The organism is Achromobacter xylosoxidans A8 (assembly GCF_000165835.1).
Taxonomy (GTDB): Bacteria; Pseudomonadota; Gammaproteobacteria; order Burkholderiales; family Burkholderiaceae_B; genus Achromobacter; species Achromobacter xylosoxidans_B.
Map to the genome: position 1 here is coordinate 5,220,016 of NC_014640.1, position 21,174 is coordinate 5,241,189.

General features: G+C 65.1%; 21 protein-coding genes. 9 read left to right on the top strand and 12 right to left on the bottom strand.

The genetic code is table 11. The features are described from left to right. Positions 1 to 67: 67 nt before the first annotated feature. The 11 genes from AXYL_RS24225 to AXYL_RS24275 form a co-directional block, all read right to left on the bottom strand. Positions 68 to 1,426, bottom strand: coding sequence for an MmgE/PrpD family protein (locus AXYL_RS24225; protein WP_013395508.1), 1,359 nt, complete (start codon positions 1,424 to 1,426; stop codon positions 68 to 70). 43 nt (positions 1,427 to 1,469) lie between these two features. Further along, positions 1,470 to 2,963 (bottom strand): AMP-binding protein, encoded by a 1,494-nt coding sequence (locus AXYL_RS24230; protein ID WP_013395509.1) that lies wholly within the window; start codon positions 2,961 to 2,963, stop codon positions 1,470 to 1,472. Between the two features lie 73 nt (positions 2,964 to 3,036). Beyond that, entirely contained in the window at positions 3,037 to 4,212 is a 1,176-nt protein-coding gene (locus tag AXYL_RS24235; RefSeq protein WP_013395510.1) for an acyl-CoA dehydrogenase family protein, read from the bottom strand. 5 nt (positions 4,213 to 4,217) lie between these two features. After that, a complete protein-coding gene (locus AXYL_RS24240) occupies positions 4,218 to 5,450 on the bottom strand; it encodes a dihydrolipoamide acetyltransferase family protein (protein WP_013395511.1) in 1,233 nt (410 codons plus the stop codon). A gap of 3 nt (positions 5,451 to 5,453) precedes the next feature. After that, the gene (locus AXYL_RS24245) at positions 5,454 to 6,239 is read right to left on the bottom strand and encodes an enoyl-CoA hydratase/isomerase family protein (protein ID WP_013395512.1); all 786 of its coding nucleotides are present in this window, start codon (positions 6,237 to 6,239) and stop codon (positions 5,454 to 5,456) included. 14 nt (positions 6,240 to 6,253) lie between these two features. Next, a complete protein-coding gene (locus tag AXYL_RS24250; protein WP_013395513.1) occupies positions 6,254 to 7,228 on the bottom strand; it encodes an alpha-ketoacid dehydrogenase subunit beta in 975 nt (324 codons plus the stop codon). Position 7,229: 1 nt separating this feature from the next. After that, positions 7,230 to 8,201: a thiamine pyrophosphate-dependent dehydrogenase E1 component subunit alpha gene (locus tag AXYL_RS24255; protein WP_041656034.1), complete on the bottom strand. Its 972-nt coding sequence runs from the start codon at positions 8,199 to 8,201 to the stop codon at positions 7,230 to 7,232. Positions 8,202 to 8,442: 241 nt separating this feature from the next. Further along, positions 8,443 to 9,216: an IclR family transcriptional regulator gene (locus AXYL_RS24260; protein ID WP_013395515.1), complete on the bottom strand. Its 774-nt coding sequence runs from the start codon at positions 9,214 to 9,216 to the stop codon at positions 8,443 to 8,445. 85 nt (positions 9,217 to 9,301) lie between these two features. Then, positions 9,302 to 10,078 (bottom strand): enoyl-CoA hydratase/isomerase family protein, encoded by a 777-nt coding sequence (locus AXYL_RS24265; RefSeq protein ID WP_013395516.1) that lies wholly within the window; start codon positions 10,076 to 10,078, stop codon positions 9,302 to 9,304. Next, positions 10,075 to 12,216, bottom strand: coding sequence for an acetate--CoA ligase family protein (locus AXYL_RS24270; RefSeq protein WP_013395517.1), 2,142 nt, complete (start codon positions 12,214 to 12,216; stop codon positions 10,075 to 10,077). Before AXYL_RS24270 ends, AXYL_RS24265 begins: the two co-directional genes overlap by 4 nt. A 1-nt stretch (position 12,217) precedes the next feature. Beyond that, a complete protein-coding gene (locus tag AXYL_RS24275; RefSeq protein ID WP_013395518.1) occupies positions 12,218 to 13,219 on the bottom strand; it encodes a tripartite tricarboxylate transporter substrate binding protein in 1,002 nt (333 codons plus the stop codon). A gap of 227 nt (positions 13,220 to 13,446) precedes the next feature. On the opposite strand from AXYL_RS24275, the gene AXYL_RS24280 reads away from it, so the two are divergent. The 7 genes from AXYL_RS24280 to AXYL_RS24310 are packed head-to-tail and all read left to right on the top strand — an operon-like array spanning position 13,447 to position 18,923. After that, positions 13,447 to 14,595 (top strand): acyl-CoA dehydrogenase family protein, encoded by a 1,149-nt coding sequence (locus AXYL_RS24280; protein WP_013395519.1) that lies wholly within the window; start codon positions 13,447 to 13,449, stop codon positions 14,593 to 14,595. Continuing rightward, the gene (locus tag AXYL_RS24285; protein ID WP_013395520.1) at positions 14,592 to 15,401 is read left to right on the top strand and encodes an enoyl-CoA hydratase/isomerase family protein; all 810 of its coding nucleotides are present in this window, start codon (positions 14,592 to 14,594) and stop codon (positions 15,399 to 15,401) included. The genes AXYL_RS24280 and AXYL_RS24285 overlap by 4 nt, the downstream gene beginning before the upstream one ends. Then, entirely contained in the window at positions 15,398 to 16,549 is a 1,152-nt protein-coding gene (locus AXYL_RS24290) for a thiolase family protein (protein ID WP_013395521.1), read from the top strand. The genes AXYL_RS24285 and AXYL_RS24290 overlap by 4 nt, the downstream gene beginning before the upstream one ends. A 1-nt stretch (position 16,550) precedes the next feature. Next, on the top strand, positions 16,551 to 16,952 hold the full coding sequence (locus tag AXYL_RS24295) for a Zn-ribbon domain-containing OB-fold protein (protein ID WP_013395522.1): 402 nt from the start codon (positions 16,551 to 16,553) through the stop codon (positions 16,950 to 16,952). Further along, positions 16,949 to 17,344, top strand: a complete 396-nt coding sequence (locus tag AXYL_RS24300; protein WP_013395523.1) for a hypothetical protein — start codon at positions 16,949 to 16,951, stop codon at positions 17,342 to 17,344. Before AXYL_RS24295 ends, AXYL_RS24300 begins: the two co-directional genes overlap by 4 nt. Positions 17,345 to 17,352: 8 nt before the next feature. Continuing rightward, the gene (locus tag AXYL_RS24305) at positions 17,353 to 17,745 is read left to right on the top strand and encodes a MaoC family dehydratase (RefSeq protein WP_041654223.1); all 393 of its coding nucleotides are present in this window, start codon (positions 17,353 to 17,355) and stop codon (positions 17,743 to 17,745) included. Between the two features lie 17 nt (positions 17,746 to 17,762). Further along, complete coding sequence (locus AXYL_RS24310) at positions 17,763 to 18,923, top strand: acyl-CoA dehydrogenase family protein (protein ID WP_013395525.1); 1,161 nt, start codon at positions 17,763 to 17,765, stop codon at positions 18,921 to 18,923. Positions 18,924 to 18,936: 13 nt separating this feature from the next. Here the strand turns inward: AXYL_RS24310 and AXYL_RS24315 are convergent, their stop codons facing one another. Beyond that, positions 18,937 to 19,848, bottom strand: coding sequence for a LysR family transcriptional regulator (locus AXYL_RS24315; protein WP_013395526.1), 912 nt, complete (start codon positions 19,846 to 19,848; stop codon positions 18,937 to 18,939). Between the two features lie 262 nt (positions 19,849 to 20,110). Between AXYL_RS24315 and AXYL_RS24320 the strand changes: the two genes are divergently transcribed. Together AXYL_RS24320 and AXYL_RS24325 are read left to right on the top strand one after the other, a co-directional pair. Further along, entirely contained in the window at positions 20,111 to 20,887 is a 777-nt protein-coding gene (locus AXYL_RS24320; RefSeq protein WP_013395527.1) for a 5-oxoprolinase subunit PxpA, read from the top strand. Between the two features lie 38 nt (positions 20,888 to 20,925). Further along, positions 20,926 to 21,168 (top strand): acetyl-CoA carboxylase, encoded by a 243-nt coding sequence (locus AXYL_RS24325; RefSeq protein ID WP_013395528.1) that lies wholly within the window; start codon positions 20,926 to 20,928, stop codon positions 21,166 to 21,168. Positions 21,169 to 21,174: the final 6 nt, after the last annotated feature.

The following is a 21,174-nucleotide window of genomic DNA, read 5'->3' on the forward strand; positions in this document are numbered from 1 at the left end:
CTCCTCCTAGGTTCTTGCACGTTGTAGTGACGCGCTCCGAGGTCGCGGAGCGCCATCCGCCGGCCTCTCAGCGGGCCGTCTGGATCTCTTTGAAAGCGGCGAGGACATCGTCCAGGTCCGCATCCGGCAGCGCAGCCGCGAATCGTTCGATATGGTCATAGGCGCGCTGCGCCACGCCGGTTTCCTCGCCTATGCCGCGGATCAGCGCCGACACCCGCGTCCGGTCATAGCTGTATTCCGTGTGATCCGTGTCCATCCGCACCGCCAGCGGTTCGCCCTCGCCCTCCAGCTCCGCCTCGATACGGCAGGCCAGCAGGCCGAGTGATTCATCGGCGTGCAGCCGGATCCGCGGGATCAGGCCCGCGACGGCCGCATCGTCGAATTCAGCCATGCGCGCGATGGTCGGGGTCCCGTGCAGCAAGGTCGTGGCGACGCAGAACTGCGTGCTCATCAGCGTCCCCGAAATGCTTCGGAACGGCCCCTCCTTGTCCATGCCCGCATAGCCCACGACGGTGGGGTTCAGATACACGCGCAGGGCCTTGAGCGCGCCTGCGCGCGCACCCAGCAGGTCGCGCAGCCGCAGGCTGGCGCGCACCGGCGTCTGGTTGAGCGCGCAGACAGGGTATGGTTTGAAAGTCACCTTAAGCAGTGACCAATCCTTGCCCAAACGGCCGGCAATGGCGTCGACGTCGCACTCCGTCCTGACAAAGGCCCGGGCGAAGCCGGACGCACCCTCGAAGGCTCCGTCCGCGGATGTGGAACCATGGACCGCCAGCGCCGCCGCGGCCAGCCCGTTGCGCCCGGCCATTCCAACCTGATAGCGCCATTCATCGGTGCCGTCGCCGAAGGACTGCAGGATGCCGCCCGTGAACGAGGCCGCGTTGGACAGGGCCGCGGCGGTCCGATCCACGGACAGCCGCCACAGCCGGGCAACCGCGGCCGCGGCGGCGATCGTGCCGTACAGCGGCGAAGCGCGCAGGCCCACTGCCGTCGTGCGGGCCGAATAGGCCGACTCCAGCGCACCGCCGACCTCGTAGCCCGCCACCAGCGCCGGCAAGAAGTCCTCCATGGCGCCCTCGCCCTGCTCCACCAATGCGGTCAGGAGCGGCAGCAGGATGGCGCCGAAATGCGCCACACCGCAGGTGTCTTCCTGGGCCCGCCCGTGGAACAGCGCGGCATTGGCCAGCGCCGCTCCGGCGACGGTGCTGCGACGGCCGCTGCCCAGCAGCGTGGCGCCGCCGGGGCGCACGCCATCCATGGCCAGGACGGCCTGTTCGGCCACGCCAAAGAACGGCGTGGGGTGCGAGCCCAATGCAATGCCGTAGCCATTGAGTACGCAGGCGCGGGCCTTTTCAACCACTGGCTCCGGCAGGTTTCCGACGACAAGGCTCGTCGAGAACGTCGCGAATTTTCTGGCCAGATTCATTTTTTTCCCCTTGTGTTCCTGTGCTGTTCCCGCCGCGGCGGCATCAGGCGTTGTAGCGGTCCCGCAGTACCCGCTTGAGAACCTTTCCCGAAGGATTGCGCGGCAGTTCCTCCACCACTTTCAGCTCCCGCGGCACCTTGAAATTGGCCACGCGCTTGCGGCAGTAGCCGGCCAGTTCTTCCAACGTCAATGTCTGGCCCGGGTTGAGCACCACCACAGCCGTGATGCGTTCGCCCCATTGCTCGTCGTGCACGCCGATGACCGCCGCTTCGGCGATCTGGGGCATTTCGTAAAGCACTGCCTCGACTTCGCTGGAAGCCACGTTCTCCGCACCGGTCAGGATCATGTCCTTGGTCCGGTCGGTGACGAACAGGAATCCTTCCTCGTCCAGGTAGCCCACATCCCCGCTACGCAGCCAGTCGCCGAAGAAAGCTTCGGCGGTTTTCTCAGGCGCGTTCCAGTAGCCCTTGGTGACCTTGGGCCCGCGCACGCAGATCTCCCCCTTCTCGCCGGCGGGTAACCAGCGACCTTCGTCATCGGCGATACGGATCTCGACGTGCGGCAGCGCGCGCCCGGTGGAGCCGATCTTCTCGATTTCGCGGCCTGGCTCCATGAGGGTGTCGCCGCTGCACGTTTCCGTCATACCGAAGCCGTCGATGAAGCGGCCGCGCGTGAACACGCGAGTGAAGTCGCGTATGCGGGATTCGGGTGTTTTCTCGCCGCCAGCAATACACCAACCAAAGGTATCCAGGGCGTACCGTCCAGGGTTCTGTACGGCCAGCACGCGACTCAGCATGACGGGCGCCATCCAGCCGCAAGTCAGCCGGTGGCGTTCAATGGATGCAAGTACCGCTTCCGGATCGAATTCGCGGTGGACGCAGAGCGTGCCACCTACCCACAACACCGCGATGCCCGGCAGATCGAAGGCCCCGACGTGGTAGAGCGGTCCCACCACCAGCAGACGTTCCTGATGCGTCAGGCCCAGCGCGATCACGTGATCGATCGACTTCCAGTGGATGTTGCCGTAGGTGTGCATCACGCCCTTCGGCCGCGAGGTCGTGCCGGACGTGTACATCAGCCGCAGCAGATCATCCTGCGTCGTGGCGGCCGGCTCCGGAACGGCCAGCCCCGGTTTGCCGAGACGGCGCGAGTCGGCCTGCGCAGCGGCGTCGAGCACCACCTTGGGCACTTCGAGCGCCGCCACCTCCGCGAACTCCTCGTCCACGAACAGCAGCTTGGCGCGGGCGTCGCCAAGGATGTAGCCGGCCTCGGGCGCCGCCAACCGGTAGTTGACCGGCAGGAATATCGCGCCCAGATAGCTGGCGGCGAACGCCAGTTCCAAGAAGGCGGCGCTGTTCTTCATGAAGAGCGCGACCACATCGCCGCGGCCGACGCCATGTGACTGGAGCAGCGCCGCCGCCAGGCGGATGCGTTCATGGAAATCGGCGTAGCTGACCGCTACGTCGCGATAGATGATGGCGGCACGATCGGGCGCGCGCCGGGCGTGGAAGGCGATGGCTGCGCTCAGATTGAACATGGTGGGTCTCCCTTGGATGGCGGCTCGGCGCGGGTGACGACCTGAGCCGGTCCCGCGTCTCGATTCTGGCGCTTCAGTATGACTTCGGCATGCCGAGGTCGTGTATGGCGATGTAGTTCAGGATCATTTCTTCCGACACCGGCGCAAACTTGAACAGTCGCGCGTCGCGCCACAGGCGCTCAACATGGAATTCGCGCGCGTAGCCCATGCCTCCCATGGTCTGCATGCTGCGCTCGATGGCATGGCTGGCGGCTTGCGATCCTATCAGCTTGGCAATGTTCGCCTCGGTGCCATAGGGCAATCCCTGATCGCACAGCGAGGCCGCGTTCAGGTTCATGAGACGGGCGCACTGCAGTTCCGCATGCGATTGCGCCAGTGGAAACTGCAGGCCTTGGTATGCGCTGATGGGCTTGCCGCCAAACACCTTGCGATCGTTCGCATACTGCACCGCCAGACGTTCCGCCAGCCGACCCGCGCCCACCAGACTGGCGGTCGTGACGATACGTTCGGTGTTAAGCACATCCAGCAGTTCGCGAAAGCCCTTGTCGAGCGTGCCCACCAGTTCATGCGGTTCGATGCGCACATTGTCAAAGAACACCGAGCAGGCGCTGAGCGTCTGGGTTCCCACCTTCTCGATGGCCGAATAGGTCAGGCCCTCGCGTTCGACGTCGATGATGAACATGGAAATGCCATCGGTGGGGCGCGCCCCTTCGACCGGTTTGGCAGTGCGCGCCACGACCAGCATTTTTTGCGCCGCGTCGACGGCGGTGATCCAGATCTTGCGTCCGTCCAACCGCCAGCTGCCATCAGGCTGCGCCGCGGCGAAACTCTTCATCGCCAGCGTGTTGGTGCCGGCGTCGGGTTCGGTGAGCGCCATGCAGAAGTTGATCTTGCCGCTGGTCAGCCCGGGCAACAGCTCCCGCTTCATCTGCTCGCTGCCAAATTTGGAGATCGGCACGCCGCCGAAGATGGGATTGATCATGAACAGCTGGCCCAGCGTCGAACCACCGCCGCCTGCGGAAAGCTCCTCCACAATGAGCGCCAGCTCCACCATGCCCAGGCCCGATCCGCCATGCTCCTCGGGCAGGGCCGCGCCCGCCAGGCCGGCTTCGCAGATGGCCTGCCAGCACGCCTGGGGGAAGGCATTCTTGCGGTCCTGCTCATACCAGTAATCCACGCCATACGTTTCACCGATGCGGCGCGCGGTCTCGACGATCAGCTTCTGCTCGTCCGAAAGCGAAAAGTCCATTTGATCTATCCTTGAATAGGGGTGCGCAGCAGCCGGTACGGGTCCTGCAGCAACTCGATGACGTAGTTGAGGAATTTCAGCGCGCCGGCGCCATCGTGCAGCCGGTGGTCCGCCGCCAGCACGAGGCCCATTTCGCGCCGCAAGGCCGGCGCGCCTTGCGCGTCGGGCCGGAACACCTCGCGGATGCTGCCCACGCCCAAGATCGCCGACTGGGGCGGATTGATGATGGGCGTCATGTATGTGACGTTGAACATGCCGGCGTTGGAAATTGAAATGGCCCCGCCGCTCATGTCGTTGCGGGTGGCATTTCCCGATCGCACGCGCTCCAGCAAGGCGTCCGACTGCCGCGCGATGCCATCCAAGGTAGCGCCTGCCAGGCCATGCAACACCGGCGCCATCAGGCCGCGTTCGGTAGTGACCGCCACGCCTATGTCGATGTCCTGGAACTGCACGATGTGGTCGTCGTTCCAGATGCGGTTCTGTTGCGGCAAGGCCGCAAGCGCCCGCGCCACGGCGGCAATGACGAAGTGGTTCAGCGTCAGCCTGGGCGCATCGGGCTGGCCATTCAAGCGGCCGCGCAAGGCCAGCAGTTCGCTGACCTCGGCCTCGGCCGATAGATAGAAGTGCGGAACCTGCTTGGCCTGCGTCATGCGCCGGGCCATGGACTGCACCAGTCCGCTGGCGACGATGCGCTGTCCGCCGTCCATGACAGGAACAGCTTGTTCAGCGGCATTCTCGACCTGTGCGGCCTGCCCCGGTTCGCCCGCCTGACGCACGTCCGCAGCCTTGATGCGCCCGCCCGGCCCGGTACCGCCAACTTTCGCCAGATCCACGTCCAGTTCGCGGGCCAGGCGCCGGGCCAGCGGCGTGGCCACGATCCGACCGCCAGCGGCCGTAGCGGGTTGTACCGGCGTCTGCGCCGCCAGCATGGGCGCAGAAGCGGAGGTTGTCCCGTCCCCGCCTGCTGCATCTGACTCCAGGTCCGACTTCTGGCCCGGTCCGGTCCAACGCGCGACCACGGCGCCCACCGGTACCGTTACACCGGCCGGCACGAGGATCTCGCCGATCAAACCATCCGCCTCGGCCGCGATTTCGCTGGCGACCTTATCCGTTTCCACCACGAACAGCGGATCGCCGGCTTTTACCTGGTCGCCGGCGGCCACGCTCCATTCGATCAGCATGCCCTCGGTCATGGTCAGGCCGAGCTTAGGCATCAGAAGGTCATTCAGCGCGCCCATGGGCTATTGCCCCGCGAAGCGCGCTTCGCGCTTTTCAAGGAACGCGCCGACGCCTTCATGGGCATCGCGCGTGTCCAGCACCAGACCTATCATGGCCTGCTCGTGCGCCAGCGCATTGGCCAGCGGCATATCGGCGCCATCGCGCAGGGTGCGCTTGAGCAGCTTGAGCACCAGCGGCGACTTTCCTGCGATCTGTTCCGCCAGCGCCAGGACCTGCGCCATAAGTTGGTCCTTCGGCACCGCGCGATTGGCCAGGCCGATGCGCACCGCTTCGTCTGCGCTGATGCGCCCGCCGGTAAACATGAGTTCCTTCGCCAGGCAAGGCGCGACTTGCCGGATGATGCGCTGCGTGCCGCCCGCGCCGGGAAACAGGCCCAGGTTGATCTCCGTCAGCGCAATCATGGCGCTGTCGGCCAGGATGCGCAGGTCCATCGCCAGCAACAGTTCGGTGCCGCCGCCGAGCGCCCAGCCATTGACCGCGGCGATCGTGGGTTTGTCGCTGATTTCGATGCGCCGGAATACGCGATGGATATCTTCGGCAAACTCCTGGTAGTGCGCCAGGCCCTGGCGCGAGTTCAGGTCCGCCAGATCGCCCCCGGCCACGAACGATTTTTCCCCCGCGCCGGTAATGACGATGACGCGGCAATCTTCGCGGGCCTCCAATGCGGCGAATGCCCGTTCCAGTTCAATCAAAGTCGGAATATCCAGCGCGTTATGCACCGTGGGGCGGTTTATCGTGATGATGCCCACGCGGTTGCGGACGTCGGTAAGAATGCTGGGTTCGTTCATGCTGTCTCCAGGGATCAGGCGCAAAGCTTGCGCGCCGCGGCGATGACATCGGCCTCTTGGGGCTGATACTGTTCTTCGAGCGCCGGCGCGAAGGGCACCGGAACAAAGGGGGCCGCGACGCGGACGATAGGCGCGTCGAGCTCGTCGAAGCCAATATCGGCCATGCGCGCGGCAATCTCTGCGCCCACGCCGAATGCCTCGACCGCTTCGTGCACGATAAGCAGCCGATGGGTGGACTTGATCGAGGCCAACACCGCCTGCTCGTCCCAGGGTTGGATACTGCGCAAGTCCAGCACCTCGGCCTCGATTCCGTCGGCTGCCAGGACCTCGGCGGCCCGCAATGCCTTGTGCACGGTCGCGCCGTAACTGACTATGGTCAGGTCGCGGCCCGGGCGCGCCACACGCGCCTGGCCTAGCGGTATTGGCCCGGCGTTGTCCGCCACTTCGCCCTTGAGGGCGTACAAGGCCTTGTTCTCCACGAACACCACCGGGTCCGGGTCGCGGATCGCCGACTTCAGCAGGCCATAGGCGTCGGCGGGGTTGCTGGGGCACACCACCTTCAATCCAGGGATATGGGCGAACCACGCTTCCAGGCATTGGGAATGCTGCGGGCCGGCGCTGATGCCGCCGCCGTGCGGTGTGCGCACCACCAAGGGCACGCTGGCCTGTCCGCCGAACATGAAGCGGGCCTTGGCAGCCTGATTGACCAGCGCGTCCATGGTCAGTGTCATGAAATCCATGAACATGATTTCAAGCACCGGCTTCAAGCCGGACAATGCCGCCCCCACGGCCGCATTGGCCATGGTGGCTTCGGAGATCGGCGTGTCGCGGATGCGGTCCGGACCGAATCGGGCATGCAGCCCGCGGGTCACGCCGAACGGACCGCCGGCTTCGGCTATGTCTTCGCCGAACAGGAATACCGTGGGATCTTCCTCCATGCACTCGGCCAACGCGCGGTTGATGGCATGGGCAAAACGTAGTTCAGCCATCTCAGTTTGCCTCGATAGGGGTGTAGACATCGTTGCAGGCCGCGTGCCAGATCGGTTGGCGGCCCAGCCGCGCGCGCTCCACCGCTCGCTCGACCTGAGCCTGGACCTCGTCGAAAACCTGTTCACGCTGCGCCTTGGTCACCCCTTTCTTGTCCAGCGCCGCTTCGAAGCGCGCCACCGGATCGTGCTCGCCCAAGCCTTCGATCTCTTCCGAAGGGCGGTACTTCTGGGGATCGCCTTCGTAATGGCCACGCCAGCGGTGGGTGATGCATTCCAGTACCCGCGGGCCTTCGCCGGCGCGTATGCTGGCCACGGCAGCGCTTGCGGCCTCGGCGACCCGCAGCACGTCGTTGCCATCGATTTTTTCGTGCGGAATGGAAAACGCGGCCGACAGCTTGTCCAGCGGTGCGACGAACTGCTTATGGGTGGGGGAGAACTCGGCCCAGCCGTTGTTTTCGCAGAGAAACAGCAGCGGCAGACGCCACAGCGCGGCCAGGTTGAGGCTTTCGTGCAGCACGCCTTCAGCCATGGCGCCGTCACCGAAAAAGGCCACCGCCAGGGAGTCCTTTTTCCTGACCTGATGAGCCAACGCGCTGCCCAGAGCTATCGGTATGCTGGCGCCAACAATGGCATTGGCGCCCAGCATGCCGATGGACAAGTTGGCCACGTGCATGGAGCCGCCGCGGCCCTTGCAGATGCCTTCCTCGCGCGCCATCAGTTCCAGGAAGAACTCTTCGATGTCGATGCCCTTGGCTAACGCGTGCCCATGCCCGCGATGGGTCGAGGCGACGGTATCGTCTGGCCGCAGCACCATGCCCATCGCGGCAGCAACGGCTTCCTGGCCGATGCTCAGGTGGATGAAGCCGGGGACTTCCCCATCCGCGAACAAGCGTCCCAGCCTCAGTTCCGCCAATCGGATGCGCAACATGCGCCGGTACGCGTCCAGCAACTGCTCTTTGTTGGCGCTAGCCACCATTGCCTCCTCGTAACAACCGTTCTCTGGTTCGACGCGGCGTGCTGGCCGCCGTTTCGTTACATATAAGTTATCAGTCGGTTAATTTACTAACCGTACGGTTAGATGAATCATAAGCAAAGGTTCTCGCGAACGTCAATCAGGTTTTTCAGGGAGTCTTGGCCGCGCCCGGACGGACGGCAGCCGCCCTGCCCCTTGCGGTCAAGGAGCAGGGACTTATCGAGGGCAGAGATTCAGAGAATCAGGCGCGGCCGCCGGACAAGGCGCGCGTGATCAGCACGGCGCGGTCGCGCAAGTCCGCCCCCAGGCGTTCCAGGGCGTCGCCCGAAACCTGCGCGCTGAAACCGACCGCGCTGATGGCCATGGCCGGTTTGCCGAACTCGTCGAGCACGGCGGCGGAAACGGTGCTCACGCCCTTCACATAGTTGCCGGCGTCCACCGCATAACCCTTGTCGCGCGCTTCCCGAACGCCTTCCAGATATTCCTGGAAAGGGGGCTTGTCATCCCACCTCAGGTTATCGAAACGCTGCCGCAATTCCTGGTCGTCCAGGCCTGAATGGGCCGCCATGCAACGGCCCAACGCCGCGATGTACATGGGCAAACGTTGGCCCACGCTCATGTGCACTCGCACGGAACTGTCGGTGTCGGCGCGGTCCACGAGCACCACGCGTTCGTTCGAAGTGCGCTGCCAGAGCGTCGCCGTGACGCCGTGGCCGCGCGCGATGTCACGCAAATGCGGGTGGACCAGTCGCACGTAGGATCCCTGCTCCAGCACGCCCTTGGCCAGCTCGACCAGTCCCAGGGCGATGGAGTACGTCTTGGTGGCTTCATCGAAGGTCACCAGGCCTTCATACACCAACGTCTTGAGGAAGTTGTAGCAAGTGCTGGAATTGAGCTGAAGATCGCGCGCCACCCGGGTGACCCCGACGCCCGAGGGCGCGGCGCTCAGGTAACGCAGGACGCGCAATCCGCCCACGAGGGCGCCCACGAGTTTTTCCGGTTGTTCGGTCGTCATTCTGAAGACAGAGAATTTCTCTGGATAGAAAAGAGCAAAAATTGTGACACAGAGCCCCTGCCCACACAAACCAGACCGGCCCCTGTCAATCGGCGCACTTGGCGCGCATGCCGGCAAGATAGGCGCGTATTTTTTCCTGCACGCCCGGCCGGCTGAAGTTCTCGTGCATGAGCGGCTCCAGCGCCTCGATACGGTCGATGCCGGGATCGGGCGGCTCCAGCAGCAGGCGCGCATTGCGGGCTATCGACAAGGCTTCCCGGCGCGCCAGGTAGAACGCCAGGCGGTCAGCGGCAAGCCGCTCGAAATCCTCGGCCGGGAGCACATCGGTTACCAGTCCTAGCTCGCGCGCGGACGCCGCCTCCAGCAGCTGGCCGCTCAGACACAGCTGCCTGGCCCGCGCGGCGCTGATCTTGGTTTCCAGCGCGGCCTGGACCATGACGGGATACATGTTGAAGGCGATTTCCGGACACGCGAGCGTCAGATCGGCCGCGGCGATGACGATATCGGTCATCGCCAGCAGAATGACGCCAGCGCCAGCGGCCTTGCCCCGGGCTAGCGCCAGGATGGGCGCCGGGCAGCGCGCCATGGCTGCCATGAGTTCGCGCAAGCCCTGGCCCTGCGCCTCCAGCAACGCCGGACTGCGGACGAACTCCTCTATATCGCCGCCGGCGCAGAACAGGTAAGGCGAGGCGCTGCGCAGAACGATCAGGCCGATGCCGTCTTGCTGCGCGCTTTCGACCGCGCGCCGCAAGACGGCGAGCATCTCCACGTTCAAGGCGTTGGCCTTGGCGGCCCGGTTCAATATGAGCGTGCGTACGCCATCGGCATCGTGAACCTGGACAAAGTGCGCGGCGTCCGTCATTCGAATCTGCTTACCACGGCATCGAGCACCCAGGCCTGGCCACCGCTCACTGCCAGCGGATTGATCTCGATCTCGGCGAGGTCTGGCCGCATCAGGAATACCTCGCACAAGCACGCGATCTGTCGCGCCAGGGCGGGCAGGTCGACCGCGCCGCGGCCGCGGAATCCTTGCAGCAACCTGGCCGAACGCAAGCTCTCGATCATCTCCTGGATTCGCGACGGATCCAGAGGCAACAGGCGGCTGGCCACGTCGGGGTCCAGTTCCACCTCGACGCCGCCACGGCCCAAGGTCAGCATGGGGCCGAATCTGGCATCGCGGCGCAGCCCCAACAGCAATTCATGATCGAAACGCTGCATGGATTCGAGCAGGATGCCCATCGCCTTGATGCCCCGGTCGCGCGCGATTCCGCGCAGGCGCAGCAGCGCCTCGCGCAACTGCTCATCGTCGGAGATTCCCAGCACCACGCCGCCTATGTCGCTCTTGTGCAGCACCTCATTGGCCTGCAGCTTGGCGACGACCGGATAGGACAAAGGCGCGGGCAGCCCATTGGGCAGGTCGCCGTCCACCAGCACGCCGTCGGGAATGCCGACAACACCGAGTTCGCGCAACAGTCTCTTGCTATCGCACTCCGCCAGGAATATGGTCTGACCGGCCGGCGCCATGGCGCATGGGCGTTCCGGCAGCGCAGGCGCCGTCAGCGCCGCGTGGCGCAGCCCGTTCAGGCGCACCGCGGCGCCCAGGGCCGCGACCGCTGGCGGGATATCGCGGAACACGGGGATTCGCGCCTGCTCCAGCACAGTCACCGACTCTTCCTTGGCGCCGATCCAGATCACGAAGATGGGCCGATGGGTACGCTGGCGAGCCTGGGCGATGGCGTCGGTGAACGCCGTCGCGATGCTGTGCATCAGGCCAACGAACAGCACGATGGCGTCGTTGCCCGGATCGCGCGCCACGGCTTCCAGCGCCCGCGAAATACTGGCCGTGTCCTGCACGACATTACCCGTCAGATCCAGCGGATTGGCCGCCTTGACGAAGGAAGGCAGCACCGGCGCCAGCGCCTCAGCTGTCTGCGGTGCCAGGGCGGGCAGTTCGAGCCCCCAGCGTTCGGCTTCATCGGCGATGAGCACGCCCGCACCACCCGACACGGACATGACAGCCAGGCGCTTGCCTTGCGGCACGCTATCGAACAGGAACAGCCGGGCCACGTCCATCATCTGGCCCAGCGAATCCACGCGCAAGGCGCCGTGCTGGCGCAGGCAGGCGTCATACAGAGTGTCATCGCCGGCCAGTGCGCCTGTATGCGAAGCGGCCGCCGCAGCGCCCGCGCGCGAGCGGCCGGCCTTGATCGCTATGACAGGCTTGCCAGCGGCCGCGGCGCGCAGCAGGGCCCGCCGGAACGCCTCGGCATCCCTGATGTCTTCGACGTAGAGACCGATGACGCGCGTCAGCGGATCGTCGGCCAGATACGCAACGGCCGCGGCCGCATCCATATCGCACTCATTGCCGGTCGTGATCCATTTGCTGAATCCCAAGCCCGACCGCAGGCAGATATCCATCCAATATGCGCCCAGCGCCCCGCTCTGGCTGACGAAGGCGAAACCGCCCTGCTTGATCGGCGTCTCCTCCAGCGCGGTGGTAAAGGAAGCGATGAGTCCGGTGGCGCTATTGGCCACGCCCAGGCAGTTGGGGCCGAGCACCGTGACGCCTTTGGCGCGCGCAAGTTCGCCCAGCCGTCGCTGCAGCGCGGCGCCCTCCTCGCTCGTTTCGGAAAAGCCCGACGAGAACACCACGAACGCCTTGACGCCCGCTGCCACACCCTCGCGGATCACATCCTCGACCAGCGCCGCCGGCGTACCGACAATGGCCAGATCCACAGGCTCGCCTATCGCGGCCAGCGAGGGATAGCTCTTGAGGCCCTGCACCTGGTCGCGCGTGGGATTGACCGGAAACAGCTTGCCCACGAAGCCGCGCGACAACATGTAGGCCAAGGGGCGGCCCGCGATCTTGCCCGGGTCGGCGGAAGCCCCCACGATGGCCACGCTGCGCGCCTCCAACACGGCTGCCGCACGCGCGGCCCCCTCCGGCGCCAGCGGCATGGCGGTCGCGGCGCCGCCGGCGATAGTCACGTCGTCCGTCATTTCAGTTCGCATCGATGCCTGCCGTCTTGATGACCTGGGCCCAGCGCTTCATCTCGCTGTCCAGGAACTCGCTGAAAGCCTGCGGCGCAGAGGCGACCGGAATGACGCCCTGCCCGAGCAGGCGCTTGCGCACCACGGGATCTTCGAACTCCGCCCGCACCGCTCCCTGCAGCTTTTCGACGATACCCTTGGGCACGCCGGCCGGGGCAACCAGACCCAGCCAGGTGTTGCCGTTGAAACCCGGCAAGCCCGACTCATTCAGCGTGGGATAGTCTGGATAGGCCGGCGACCGCTCCAGGCCGGTAATGGCGATCAGCTTCAGCTTCCCCGACTTTACATAGGGTTCGGCCGACAGCGCGTCGACGAACATCACCGACAGCGAACCGCCGAGCAGGTCCGTCAGTGCCTGGGCGCTGCCCCGGTAGGGCACATGCACCAGCTTGATGCCAGCCGCCTGCTGCAGCAATTCGCCTGACAGATGGTTGGATTGCCCGACCCCTGCGGACCCGTAGGTCAGGGTACTCGGCTTGGCCTTCGCCAGCGCGATGAATTCCTTCAGATTGGACGCTGGAATCGACGGATTGGCGACCAGGAAGTTGGTCAGCTCCACCATCTGCGTAATGTTGCTGAAGCCGCGCGCCGTGTCGTACTGCAGCTTGGCGTACATGCTGGGGTTGATTGCGTGGCTGGTCGCCACCGCTCCCAGGGTGTAGCCGTCGCCCGGCGCGCGGGCCACCGCCTGCGTGCCGATGGTGCCGCCGCCGCCCGGCAGGTTCTTGACCACCGCGGGCTGGCCCAGGCGCTCGATTCCGTGCGCGGCAGTGCGCGCGATAGTGTCCAGAATGCCGCCGGCCGAAGAGGCCACGATCACCTCGATCGGCTTGGAGGGGTAAGCAGGCTCGGAGGCCGCCGCACCTGAGCCCAGGGCCATAAAGGCAGCCACGGCGGCGCTGGCCACCCGCGATGAGAATGAGGATTGAAGCAGAGGTCTTCCGGTCTTCATATTGTCTCCTTTATTCTTTATAGCGAATATTTATCTTTATAGCGAATAAAGTCTAGGATTGACCCTTTGGCTTGTCAAGAACAAAACCGAACACCCCAATGATTGACGCATCAACGAACGCTGGCTATTATATTTTTTCACGAGAATATTTTTCTCTATAACGAATATTTAGCCGCCCGAGATTGATGATAGCGGGCGTCATCCGCAGAGACAAAAGGAGCCTATCCGTGAGCTTGAGCTTTGCCTTTTCCACCGAGCACGAAGCCGTCCGCGACACCGTGCGGCGTCTTTGCCAGGACGAACTCTCCTCCCTGGTCTTCGACGCGGAAGAACAGGAAGCCTTCCCCAAGCACGTATTCCAGCGCTGGGGCGACCTGGGCCTGCTGGGCGTGCGCTACCCGGAAGCCGATGGCGGCAGCGGCCTGGACAAGGTCAGCGATTGCATCGTGCGCGAAGAACTGAGCTATCTGTCCCAGGGGTTCGCCTCGACCTGGTCGGCGCATACCCATCTAGGCATCTGGCCCATCTGGAAGGCCGGCACGCCCGCGCAGAAGGCCCGCTTCCTGGCGCCGGCGCTGGCGGGACGAAAAGTGGCCGGATTCGGCCTGAGCGAACCCGACGGTGGCTCCAACGTGCGCGCCATGAAGACGCGGGCCGAACGCGTCGAAGGTGGCTGGCGCCTGCACGGCAGCAAGCTGTACATCACCAATGCGCCCTTCGCCGACTTCCTGCTGGTGGCCGCACGCACCAGCCCCGAGCTCCGCCCGGAATCGATCAGCCTCTTCATCGTCGAGCTGCCCAATCCGGGCTTCGATATTTCCAAGCTCAAGAAGGAAGGGATACGCGCCTCGGAAACGGCGTTGATCCACATCGACGACGCCTTCGTGCCCGACGACTGCCTGCTGGGCGAGACCGAAGGCACGTATCCGCTGATCCTGGAATCGCTCAGCGAAAACCGCGTAGGCGTGGCGGCCAATGCGCTGGGCATGGCGCGCGCCGCCTTCGACGCCGCCACCGCCTACGCCAACGACCGCCTGGTGGCTGGCAAGCGCATCGGCCAATACCAGGCCATCGGCCACAAGCTCGCCGAAATGTCAGCGCAGATCGAGGCGGCGCGCTGGCTGGTCTACTACGGCGCCTGGCGGGTCGACCAGGGAACCCTGGACGCCGCCACCGCCGCGCGCGTCAAGCTGGTCGCCAGTGAAACCGCCGTGTCGGTCAGCGAACAGGCCATCCGCATATTCGGCGGCGCCGGCATCATGCGCGAATACCCGGTGGGCCGCATCCACCGCGACGCTCTCGTCTACATCATCGGCGAGGGCACCAGCGAAATCCAGAAGAACATCATCGCCAACAGCCTGGGGTTCAAGCCATGAACGACTTCGTCCTGCGCGAGCGCCGCGGCGCGACGCTCATCATCACCCTTAACCGCCCCGAACGGCGCAATGCCTTCGACCTCGATGTGCGCCAAAGCCTGGCTGAAGCCGTCCTCGAAGCGCGCGACGACGATGCCGTGAAGGCGGTAGTCATAACAGGCGCCCAAGGCGTGTTCTGCGCGGGCGGCGACCTGAAATCGCTGTCCGAAGCCAAGCGCCCGGTCTACAAGGACCGGGACCGCATACGCCGCCTGCATACCTGGTTCCACGAACTGGTCAACCTGGAAAAGCCCGTCATCGCGGCGGTGGACGGCCCCGCCTTCGGCGCCGGCTTCAATCTGGCGCTGGCCTGCGATTTCATACTCGGCACCCCCGCAGCGCGTTTCTGCGCCGTGTTCGGACGCATCGGCCTGGTGCCCGACCTGGGCGGCTTTTTCCTGCTGCCGCGCATCGTCGGGCTGCAGCGCGCCAAGGAACTGGTGTTCTCTGCGCGCGAAGTGGATGCCGATGAAGCGCGCGCACTCGGCATTCTGTACGGTATCGTCCAAGCGCCGTCCTTGCTGGACGAAGCTTTGGCGCTTGCCGCCCGCTTCCATAGCGCCTCGACCGAGGCGCTGGGCATGTCCAAGAACATCCTCAACCGCTCCTTCAATCTCGACCAGAATACGCTGGCGGAACTGGAAGCCCATGCGCAGGCGTTGGCCTTGCACACGGCCTATCATGACGACGCCGTGGCACGCTTTCTGGACAAGCAGCCCCTCGCGTTCAACTGGCCCGCCAAGCCCGGCAAGGACGGCGCCGCATGAGCATGAACGCCTACATCACCGGCGCCTGCGATACCCGCGTCGGCGAGCTGCCCGGCTCCAGCTGCATGGGCCTGCACGCGGAAGCGGCATTCGGCGCGATACGCGATGCTGGCCTGGAGGCCGGCGATATCGACGGCGTGCTGTGCGCCTACTCGTTTACCGAACCCCACCTGATGCTGGGCTCCGTGTTCTGCGAATACGCCGGATTGAGCCCGAGTTTCTGCACCGCCATACAGGCAGGCGGAGCCAGCGCCTGCATCATGGTCATGCAGGCCGCTGCGCTGGTGGCCAGCGGCCAGTGCAACCATGTTTTGGTCGTTGCGGGCGACAACCGCCTGACGGGGCTGTCTCGCGACGGCGCGGTGGCAGCGCTAGCCGAAGTCGGCCACCCCCAGTTCGAGCGGCCCTTCGGCATCAGCGTGCCCGCCTCCTATGCGCTGGTCGCGCAGCGCTACATGCATGACTACGATGTGACGTCCGAACATCTTGCAGCCATCGCGGTGGAGCACCGCCGCCATGCCAGGCGGCACCCCAAGGCGCACAAGCGTGAACCGATTTCCATCGACGACGTATTGAACTCCCGCGAAATCAGTACGCCGCTGCGCATGCTCGACTGCTGCCTGGTTTCCGACGGCGGCGCGGCGCTGGTGATCAGCCGCCGCCCCCGCAGCGATGGCCTGCGCCCCGCCATCGAGATCCTTGGGGCGGGCCAGGGCCATACGCACGAACACATTGTGTCCGCTCCCAGCCTGGTCGACTTCGGCTGCAAGGCCTCGTCGGCCCGTGCGTTCGCGGCGGCGGGGCTGAAGCCGGCCGATATCGATGTCGCGCTCATCTATGACTCGTTCACCATCACCTTGCTGGTCGAACTGGAATCCATTGGCTTCTTCGCTCGCGGCGAAGCCGGGCCTGCCGCCCTGCAAGGCGAGCTGGGCCTGGGTGGCGCGTTGCCTTGCAATACGCACGGCGGCTTGCTGTCCTATGGTCACTCCGGCGCGGCCGGAGGCATGTTCCACGCCGTCGAAGCCGTCCACCAGCTGCGCGGCCAGGCCGACGAACGCCAGGTGGATGGCGCCAGACTGGCCTTCGTGCATGGGGACGGCGGCATCCTGTCCGCCCATTGCTCACTCGTCCTGGGAGCCGCCTGACATGGAAAAACCCTCGATACGCCCCACCGCCGAAACCCGGCCCTTCTGGGATGGCTGCCGCGACGGCAAACTGCGCTACCAGACCTGCGCCGATTGCGGCGCGGTGCAGCGCATTCCGCGCAGTGTCTGCACCCATTGCCATGGACTGCGACTGGACTGGAACGAGTCCGCCGGCTTGGGCACCGTGCTCAGCCACACCACGGTGCATCGCGCCCCGACGCCGGCTTTCAAGACCAAAACGCCCTATGTGATCGCCCTGGTCGACCTGGACGAGGGATTCCGGCTGATGGTCAACACGCGCGGCGGCGCCAACCCGCCTCTCGCCATCGGCCAGCGGGTGCGGATCGGATTCGAGCCCCGCGGCGACTACCTGCTGCCGATCGCGGAACCGGAGATGCCATGAGCACGCTGTACACCTATGACAGCTTCACTCCCGGCTCGGTGCTGGGCGATTGGGAAGAACCCCTGGACGCCAGGCTGCTGGCGCTCTGGGAACGCCTGTTCGGCTCGCACGCGCAGGACGCGCCTGCCCGGCAGGCTGGCCTGGCCGTCGCGCTGATGATGCGCGCCTACCTGAACGTGGTCACGCCGCGCCCGCCCGGCAACATTCATGCGCGGCAGGCGCTATCCGTCCTTGGTCTGCCGCAGGCCGGCGAGCGGATCCGCTCCACGGTGCGCTGCGTAAGCAAGGAAATGCGGGGCGAACGCCGCTACCTCCAGTTGGAAGTCGCCGGCGAGGGCGCGGCGCGACGCCCCCTGTATACCGGCCGCATGAACCTGATCTGGGCCGCCTAGGACATGCCATGACGCCTACCCTTGAAGCAGTCTCCATGACGGTCACGCAGGCGGACATCGATCTCTACGCCGAACTGACCAACGACTTCAATCCCCTGCACGTAGACCCGGCGTTCGCTGCCGCCACACCCATGGGCGGCACCATCGCCCATGGCACGCTTTCGGTCAACCTGATCTGGCAATCACTGGCGCGCACCTTTGGCGCCGGCGCCCTGGAACGCTTCGATCTGGACATCCGCTTTCTCAAGCCGCTGCACGCCGGCAGCCTCATCACCGCCGGCGGCGAGCGCCTCGCCGATTCGCCGGGACACTATGACGTGTGGGTCAAGGATACCGGCGGCGTCGCGCTGATCGCCGGCCAGGTAGCGCTCGCCGGCGCCGGCACGCCGACCGCCAACTGAACCAACCAGGAACCGCCATGCACTTCACCCACGAACATCGCGAACTCGAGCGGACCACCCGTCGAATCATCGCCGAACACCTCGATCCCTATCTGGACGAATGGGAGGCCGAGCAGATATTCCCCGCCCACCGCGTCATGAAGGCATTGGGTTCCGCGGGCTTGCTGGGCATAGGCAAGGCCGCGGAGTACGGCGGCATGGAGCTGGACTTCAGCTACGAAATGGTCTTCGCCGAGACCCTGGGCGAAGTCCGGTCCAGCGGGCTGACCTCGGCCATCGGCGTGCAGAGCACGATGTGCACCCCTGCCCTGGCGCACCATGGCAGCGATGCGCTCAAACGTGAATACCTGGCGCCGACCATCGCGGGCGACCTGGTCGGTTGCATCGGCGTGAGCGAGGCATCGGCGGGATCGGACGTGTCGCGGATCAAGACCTGGGCGCGGCGCGACGGCGACGACTACATCATCAACGGATCGAAGATGTGGATCACCAACGGCGTCCAGGGCGACTGGATCTGCCTGCTGTGCAACACCTCGCAAGAAGGCGGGCCGCACAAGAACAAGTCGCTCATCATCGTGCCGTTGAAATCGCCCGGCGTCAGCGTCTCGCGCAAGCTGGACAAGCTGGTCCTGCGCGCCTCGGATACCGCCGAATTGTTCTTCGACGACGTGCGGGTGCCGGCGAGCAACTGCATCGGCGAAGAGAACATGGGCTTCATCTACCAGATGGAGCAGTTCCAGGAAGAACGCATGTTCGTGGCGGCGCGCAGCATGCGCTCGATGGAGCGGGCCATCGAAGAAACCATCGAATATGCGGGCCAAAGGCAGGTATTTGGCGGCACGATCCTGTCCAATCAGGTCGTGTACCACAAGCTGGCCGAGATGCAGACCGAGATTCAGGCCCTGCGTTCGCTGCTGTACCGCGCCATCGATCTATACATGGATGGCCAGGATATCGCCCAGTTCGCCTCCATGGCCAAATACTACGCGGGCAAGCTGTCCATGAAGATCCCGAACGAATGCCTGCAATTCTGGGGGGGCCAAGGGGTCATGAACGAGAACTGGATTTCGCGCGCCTATCGCGACTTGCGGCAGACGGCCATCGGCGGCGGCGCCAACGAGATCATGCTGGAGGTCATCGCGAAGACCATGGGTATACATCCCGGCAAACGTGCATAGCGCCAGCGTGTTCTCAGCCCGCCCCGCCCCGCTGCGCCATGTACGCATGCCGGAAGTAGTCCCGCACCACCTGCATGGCGGGCGACACTTCCGCCCCCCGGCGCCAGGCCAGCCCCACGTTCATGGGCGGGATCGGGTCTTTGAGCTGGACGGTCTCGATGCGGCGGCCTTCCAGCGACCAGGGCCGGTACACCATGTCCGACAGCAGCGCCACGCCGCTGCCGTTGGCCACCATGCTGCGCACCGCTTCGACCGACGAGGTGCGCAGCCGCACGTCGGGCTTGAAGGGCGTTTCGTTCCAGTAGCGCAGGGCGGTGTAGGCCGCCTCGTCCACGGTCAGCATGATGAACGGCTCGCGCGACACGTCCTCCAGCGTCACCGCATCCGCCGCCAGCAGCGGATGCCTGGCCGGTAGCCACAGGCGCCGCGGCGAACCAAAGAAGTGCTCCACCGCCAGGTCAGGATTGGCGACGTTGGAGGTCAGCAGCACCGCCATGTCATAGCGGTTTGCGATCAGGCCCTCCTCGATGGCGCTGCGGTTCAGTTCGTGCAGCTGGATCTCCAGGCGCGGATATAGCTGCGACAGCCGCTGCAGGTGATACGGCAGGAAGTAACCGATCACCGTGTAGGACGCCGCCAGCAACAGGCGGCCCGAAACCTCTTCCGCCGCCGCCGGCATGCGCAAGGCTTCGTCGACCGAGGACAGGATGTTGTAGGCGTGGTTAAGAAAGGTGCGGCCGCTATGGGTCAGCGTCACGCCGTGCGCGCCGCGCAGGAACAGGGCTGTGCCCACCGTTTCCTCCAGTTCGCGGATGGCGCTGGTGATGGCGGACTGCGATATCGCCAACTGGATCGCCGCCTGCGAAATCTGGCCGAGTTCGGCCGCTGCGATGAAGTATTTGAGCTGGCGTAGGGTAATCGACATGGCTGACCTTATCTATTAAATCGATATCTCGGCGTCAGAATATCTGCAAATTCTTCCCCGAACCTGATCCTTCAGCTCAGGGGTATCCCTTACTTTTCATAGAAAAACTGTTCAGACACTCGTGGCAATCGGGAAGATATTTATCTGAAAAACAGATATCGATGGATCAATAAAAAGATCTTTTTATCCCCTGCCGGCTTGGCTAATGTTCACGTCACACGCCGCGTCGAATGCGGCGAGCAACGCGAAGGAGCCACCCGCAATGAGCAAGCGCAGCATCGACCTCAACTCGGACATGGGCGAAGGCTTCGGCCCGTGGACCATCGGGGACGGCGTGGACGAGGCGATCATGCCCTTGATCAGTTCGGCCAACATCGCCACGGGATTCCATGCCGGCGATCCGCGGATCATGAACCGCACGGTGCTGCAGGCCCGCGAACATGGCGTCTGCATCGGCGCCCACCCCGGCTTTCGCGACCTGGTGGGTTTCGGCCGGCGGGACATGCGCGAAAGCGCCGAAGCGCTGGTGCATGACATCGTCTATCAGCTGGGCGCCCTGCGCGAATTCGCCCGGCTGCACGGCTTGCGGCTGCAACACATCAAGCCCCATGGCGCGCTGTACATGCAGGCCGCGCGCGACGAAACCCTGTCGCGGCGCCTGATCGAAACGCTGCAGGAACTGGAGCCCACCTTGGCGCTGTACTGCATGGAAAGCTCGGTCACCTACCGGCTGGCGCGGGAGTTGAACCAGCCCGTGGTGCGCGAGTTCTACGCCGACCGCGACTACGACGCCAGCGGCTCCATCGTCTTCACCCGCTATACGCAGCCGCTGGATCCCGCCCAGGTCGCCGAAAAAGTGCTGCGCGCCTGCACCGAGGGGCGCGTGCGCACGGTCGAAGGCCAGGACATCGCCATCGATTTCGACTCCGTCTGCATACACAGCGACACGCCCGGCGCCTTGTCCCTGGTGCGCGCCACCCGCGAAAAGCTGGAGGCCCACGGCATCCGGATCGCGCCTCCCAGCGTGACCGGCCCCTGAACCGCAAGCCACCCGAACAATATTCCAAGGAGAAAACCATGCCGTTGCACGATATTCCCAGCCCCCTGCCCGGAACCTTCTATCGCCGTCCCAGCCCCGACGCAGCGCCCTTCGTGGAACCGGGCGCCACGGTGGCCGCCGGCGCCGTGATCGGCATCGTCGAGGTCATGAAGCAGTTCAACCAGATCGAAACGCCCACCGGCGGCGTGGTGGCCGAGATCCTGGTGGAAGACGGCGAACCGGTGGAAGCCGGGCAGCCCCTGCTGCGCATCGAGGGATAGGCCGCG

Excerpts from the sequence above, each read along its gene's own strand:
- AXYL_RS24225 (WP_013395508.1), bottom strand. The coding sequence starts at position 1,426 with ATGAATCTGGCCAGAAAATTCGCGACGTTCTCGACGAGCCTTGTCGTC.
- AXYL_RS24230 (WP_013395509.1), bottom strand. The coding sequence starts at position 2,963 with ATGTTCAATCTGAGCGCAGCCATCGCCTTCCACGCCCGGCGCGCGCCC.
- AXYL_RS24235 (WP_013395510.1), bottom strand. The coding sequence starts at position 4,212 with ATGGACTTTTCGCTTTCGGACGAGCAGAAGCTGATCGTCGAGACCGCG.
- AXYL_RS24240 (WP_013395511.1), bottom strand. The coding sequence starts at position 5,450 with ATGGGCGCGCTGAATGACCTTCTGATGCCTAAGCTCGGCCTGACCATG.
- AXYL_RS24245 (WP_013395512.1), bottom strand. The coding sequence starts at position 6,239 with ATGAACGAACCCAGCATTCTTACCGACGTCCGCAACCGCGTGGGCATC.
- AXYL_RS24250 (WP_013395513.1), bottom strand. The coding sequence starts at position 7,228 with ATGGCTGAACTACGTTTTGCCCATGCCATCAACCGCGCGTTGGCCGAG.
- AXYL_RS24260 (WP_013395515.1), bottom strand. The coding sequence starts at position 9,216 with ATGACGACCGAACAACCGGAAAAACTCGTGGGCGCCCTCGTGGGCGGA.
- AXYL_RS24265 (WP_013395516.1), bottom strand. The coding sequence starts at position 10,078 with ATGACGGACGCCGCGCACTTTGTCCAGGTTCACGATGCCGATGGCGTA.
- AXYL_RS24270 (WP_013395517.1), bottom strand. The coding sequence starts at position 12,216 with ATGACGGACGACGTGACTATCGCCGGCGGCGCCGCGACCGCCATGCCG.
- AXYL_RS24275 (WP_013395518.1), bottom strand. The coding sequence starts at position 13,219 with ATGAAGACCGGAAGACCTCTGCTTCAATCCTCATTCTCATCGCGGGTG.
- AXYL_RS24285 (WP_013395520.1), top strand. The coding sequence starts at position 14,592 with ATGAACGACTTCGTCCTGCGCGAGCGCCGCGGCGCGACGCTCATCATC.
- AXYL_RS24290 (WP_013395521.1), top strand. The coding sequence starts at position 15,398 with ATGAGCATGAACGCCTACATCACCGGCGCCTGCGATACCCGCGTCGGC.
- AXYL_RS24295 (WP_013395522.1), top strand. The coding sequence starts at position 16,551 with ATGGAAAAACCCTCGATACGCCCCACCGCCGAAACCCGGCCCTTCTGG.
- AXYL_RS24300 (WP_013395523.1), top strand. The coding sequence starts at position 16,949 with ATGAGCACGCTGTACACCTATGACAGCTTCACTCCCGGCTCGGTGCTG.
- AXYL_RS24305 (WP_041654223.1), top strand. The coding sequence starts at position 17,353 with ATGACGCCTACCCTTGAAGCAGTCTCCATGACGGTCACGCAGGCGGAC.
- AXYL_RS24310 (WP_013395525.1), top strand. The coding sequence starts at position 17,763 with ATGCACTTCACCCACGAACATCGCGAACTCGAGCGGACCACCCGTCGA.
- AXYL_RS24315 (WP_013395526.1), bottom strand. The coding sequence starts at position 19,848 with ATGTCGATTACCCTACGCCAGCTCAAATACTTCATCGCAGCGGCCGAA.
- AXYL_RS24320 (WP_013395527.1), top strand. The coding sequence starts at position 20,111 with ATGAGCAAGCGCAGCATCGACCTCAACTCGGACATGGGCGAAGGCTTC.
- AXYL_RS24325 (WP_013395528.1), top strand. The coding sequence starts at position 20,926 with ATGCCGTTGCACGATATTCCCAGCCCCCTGCCCGGAACCTTCTATCGC.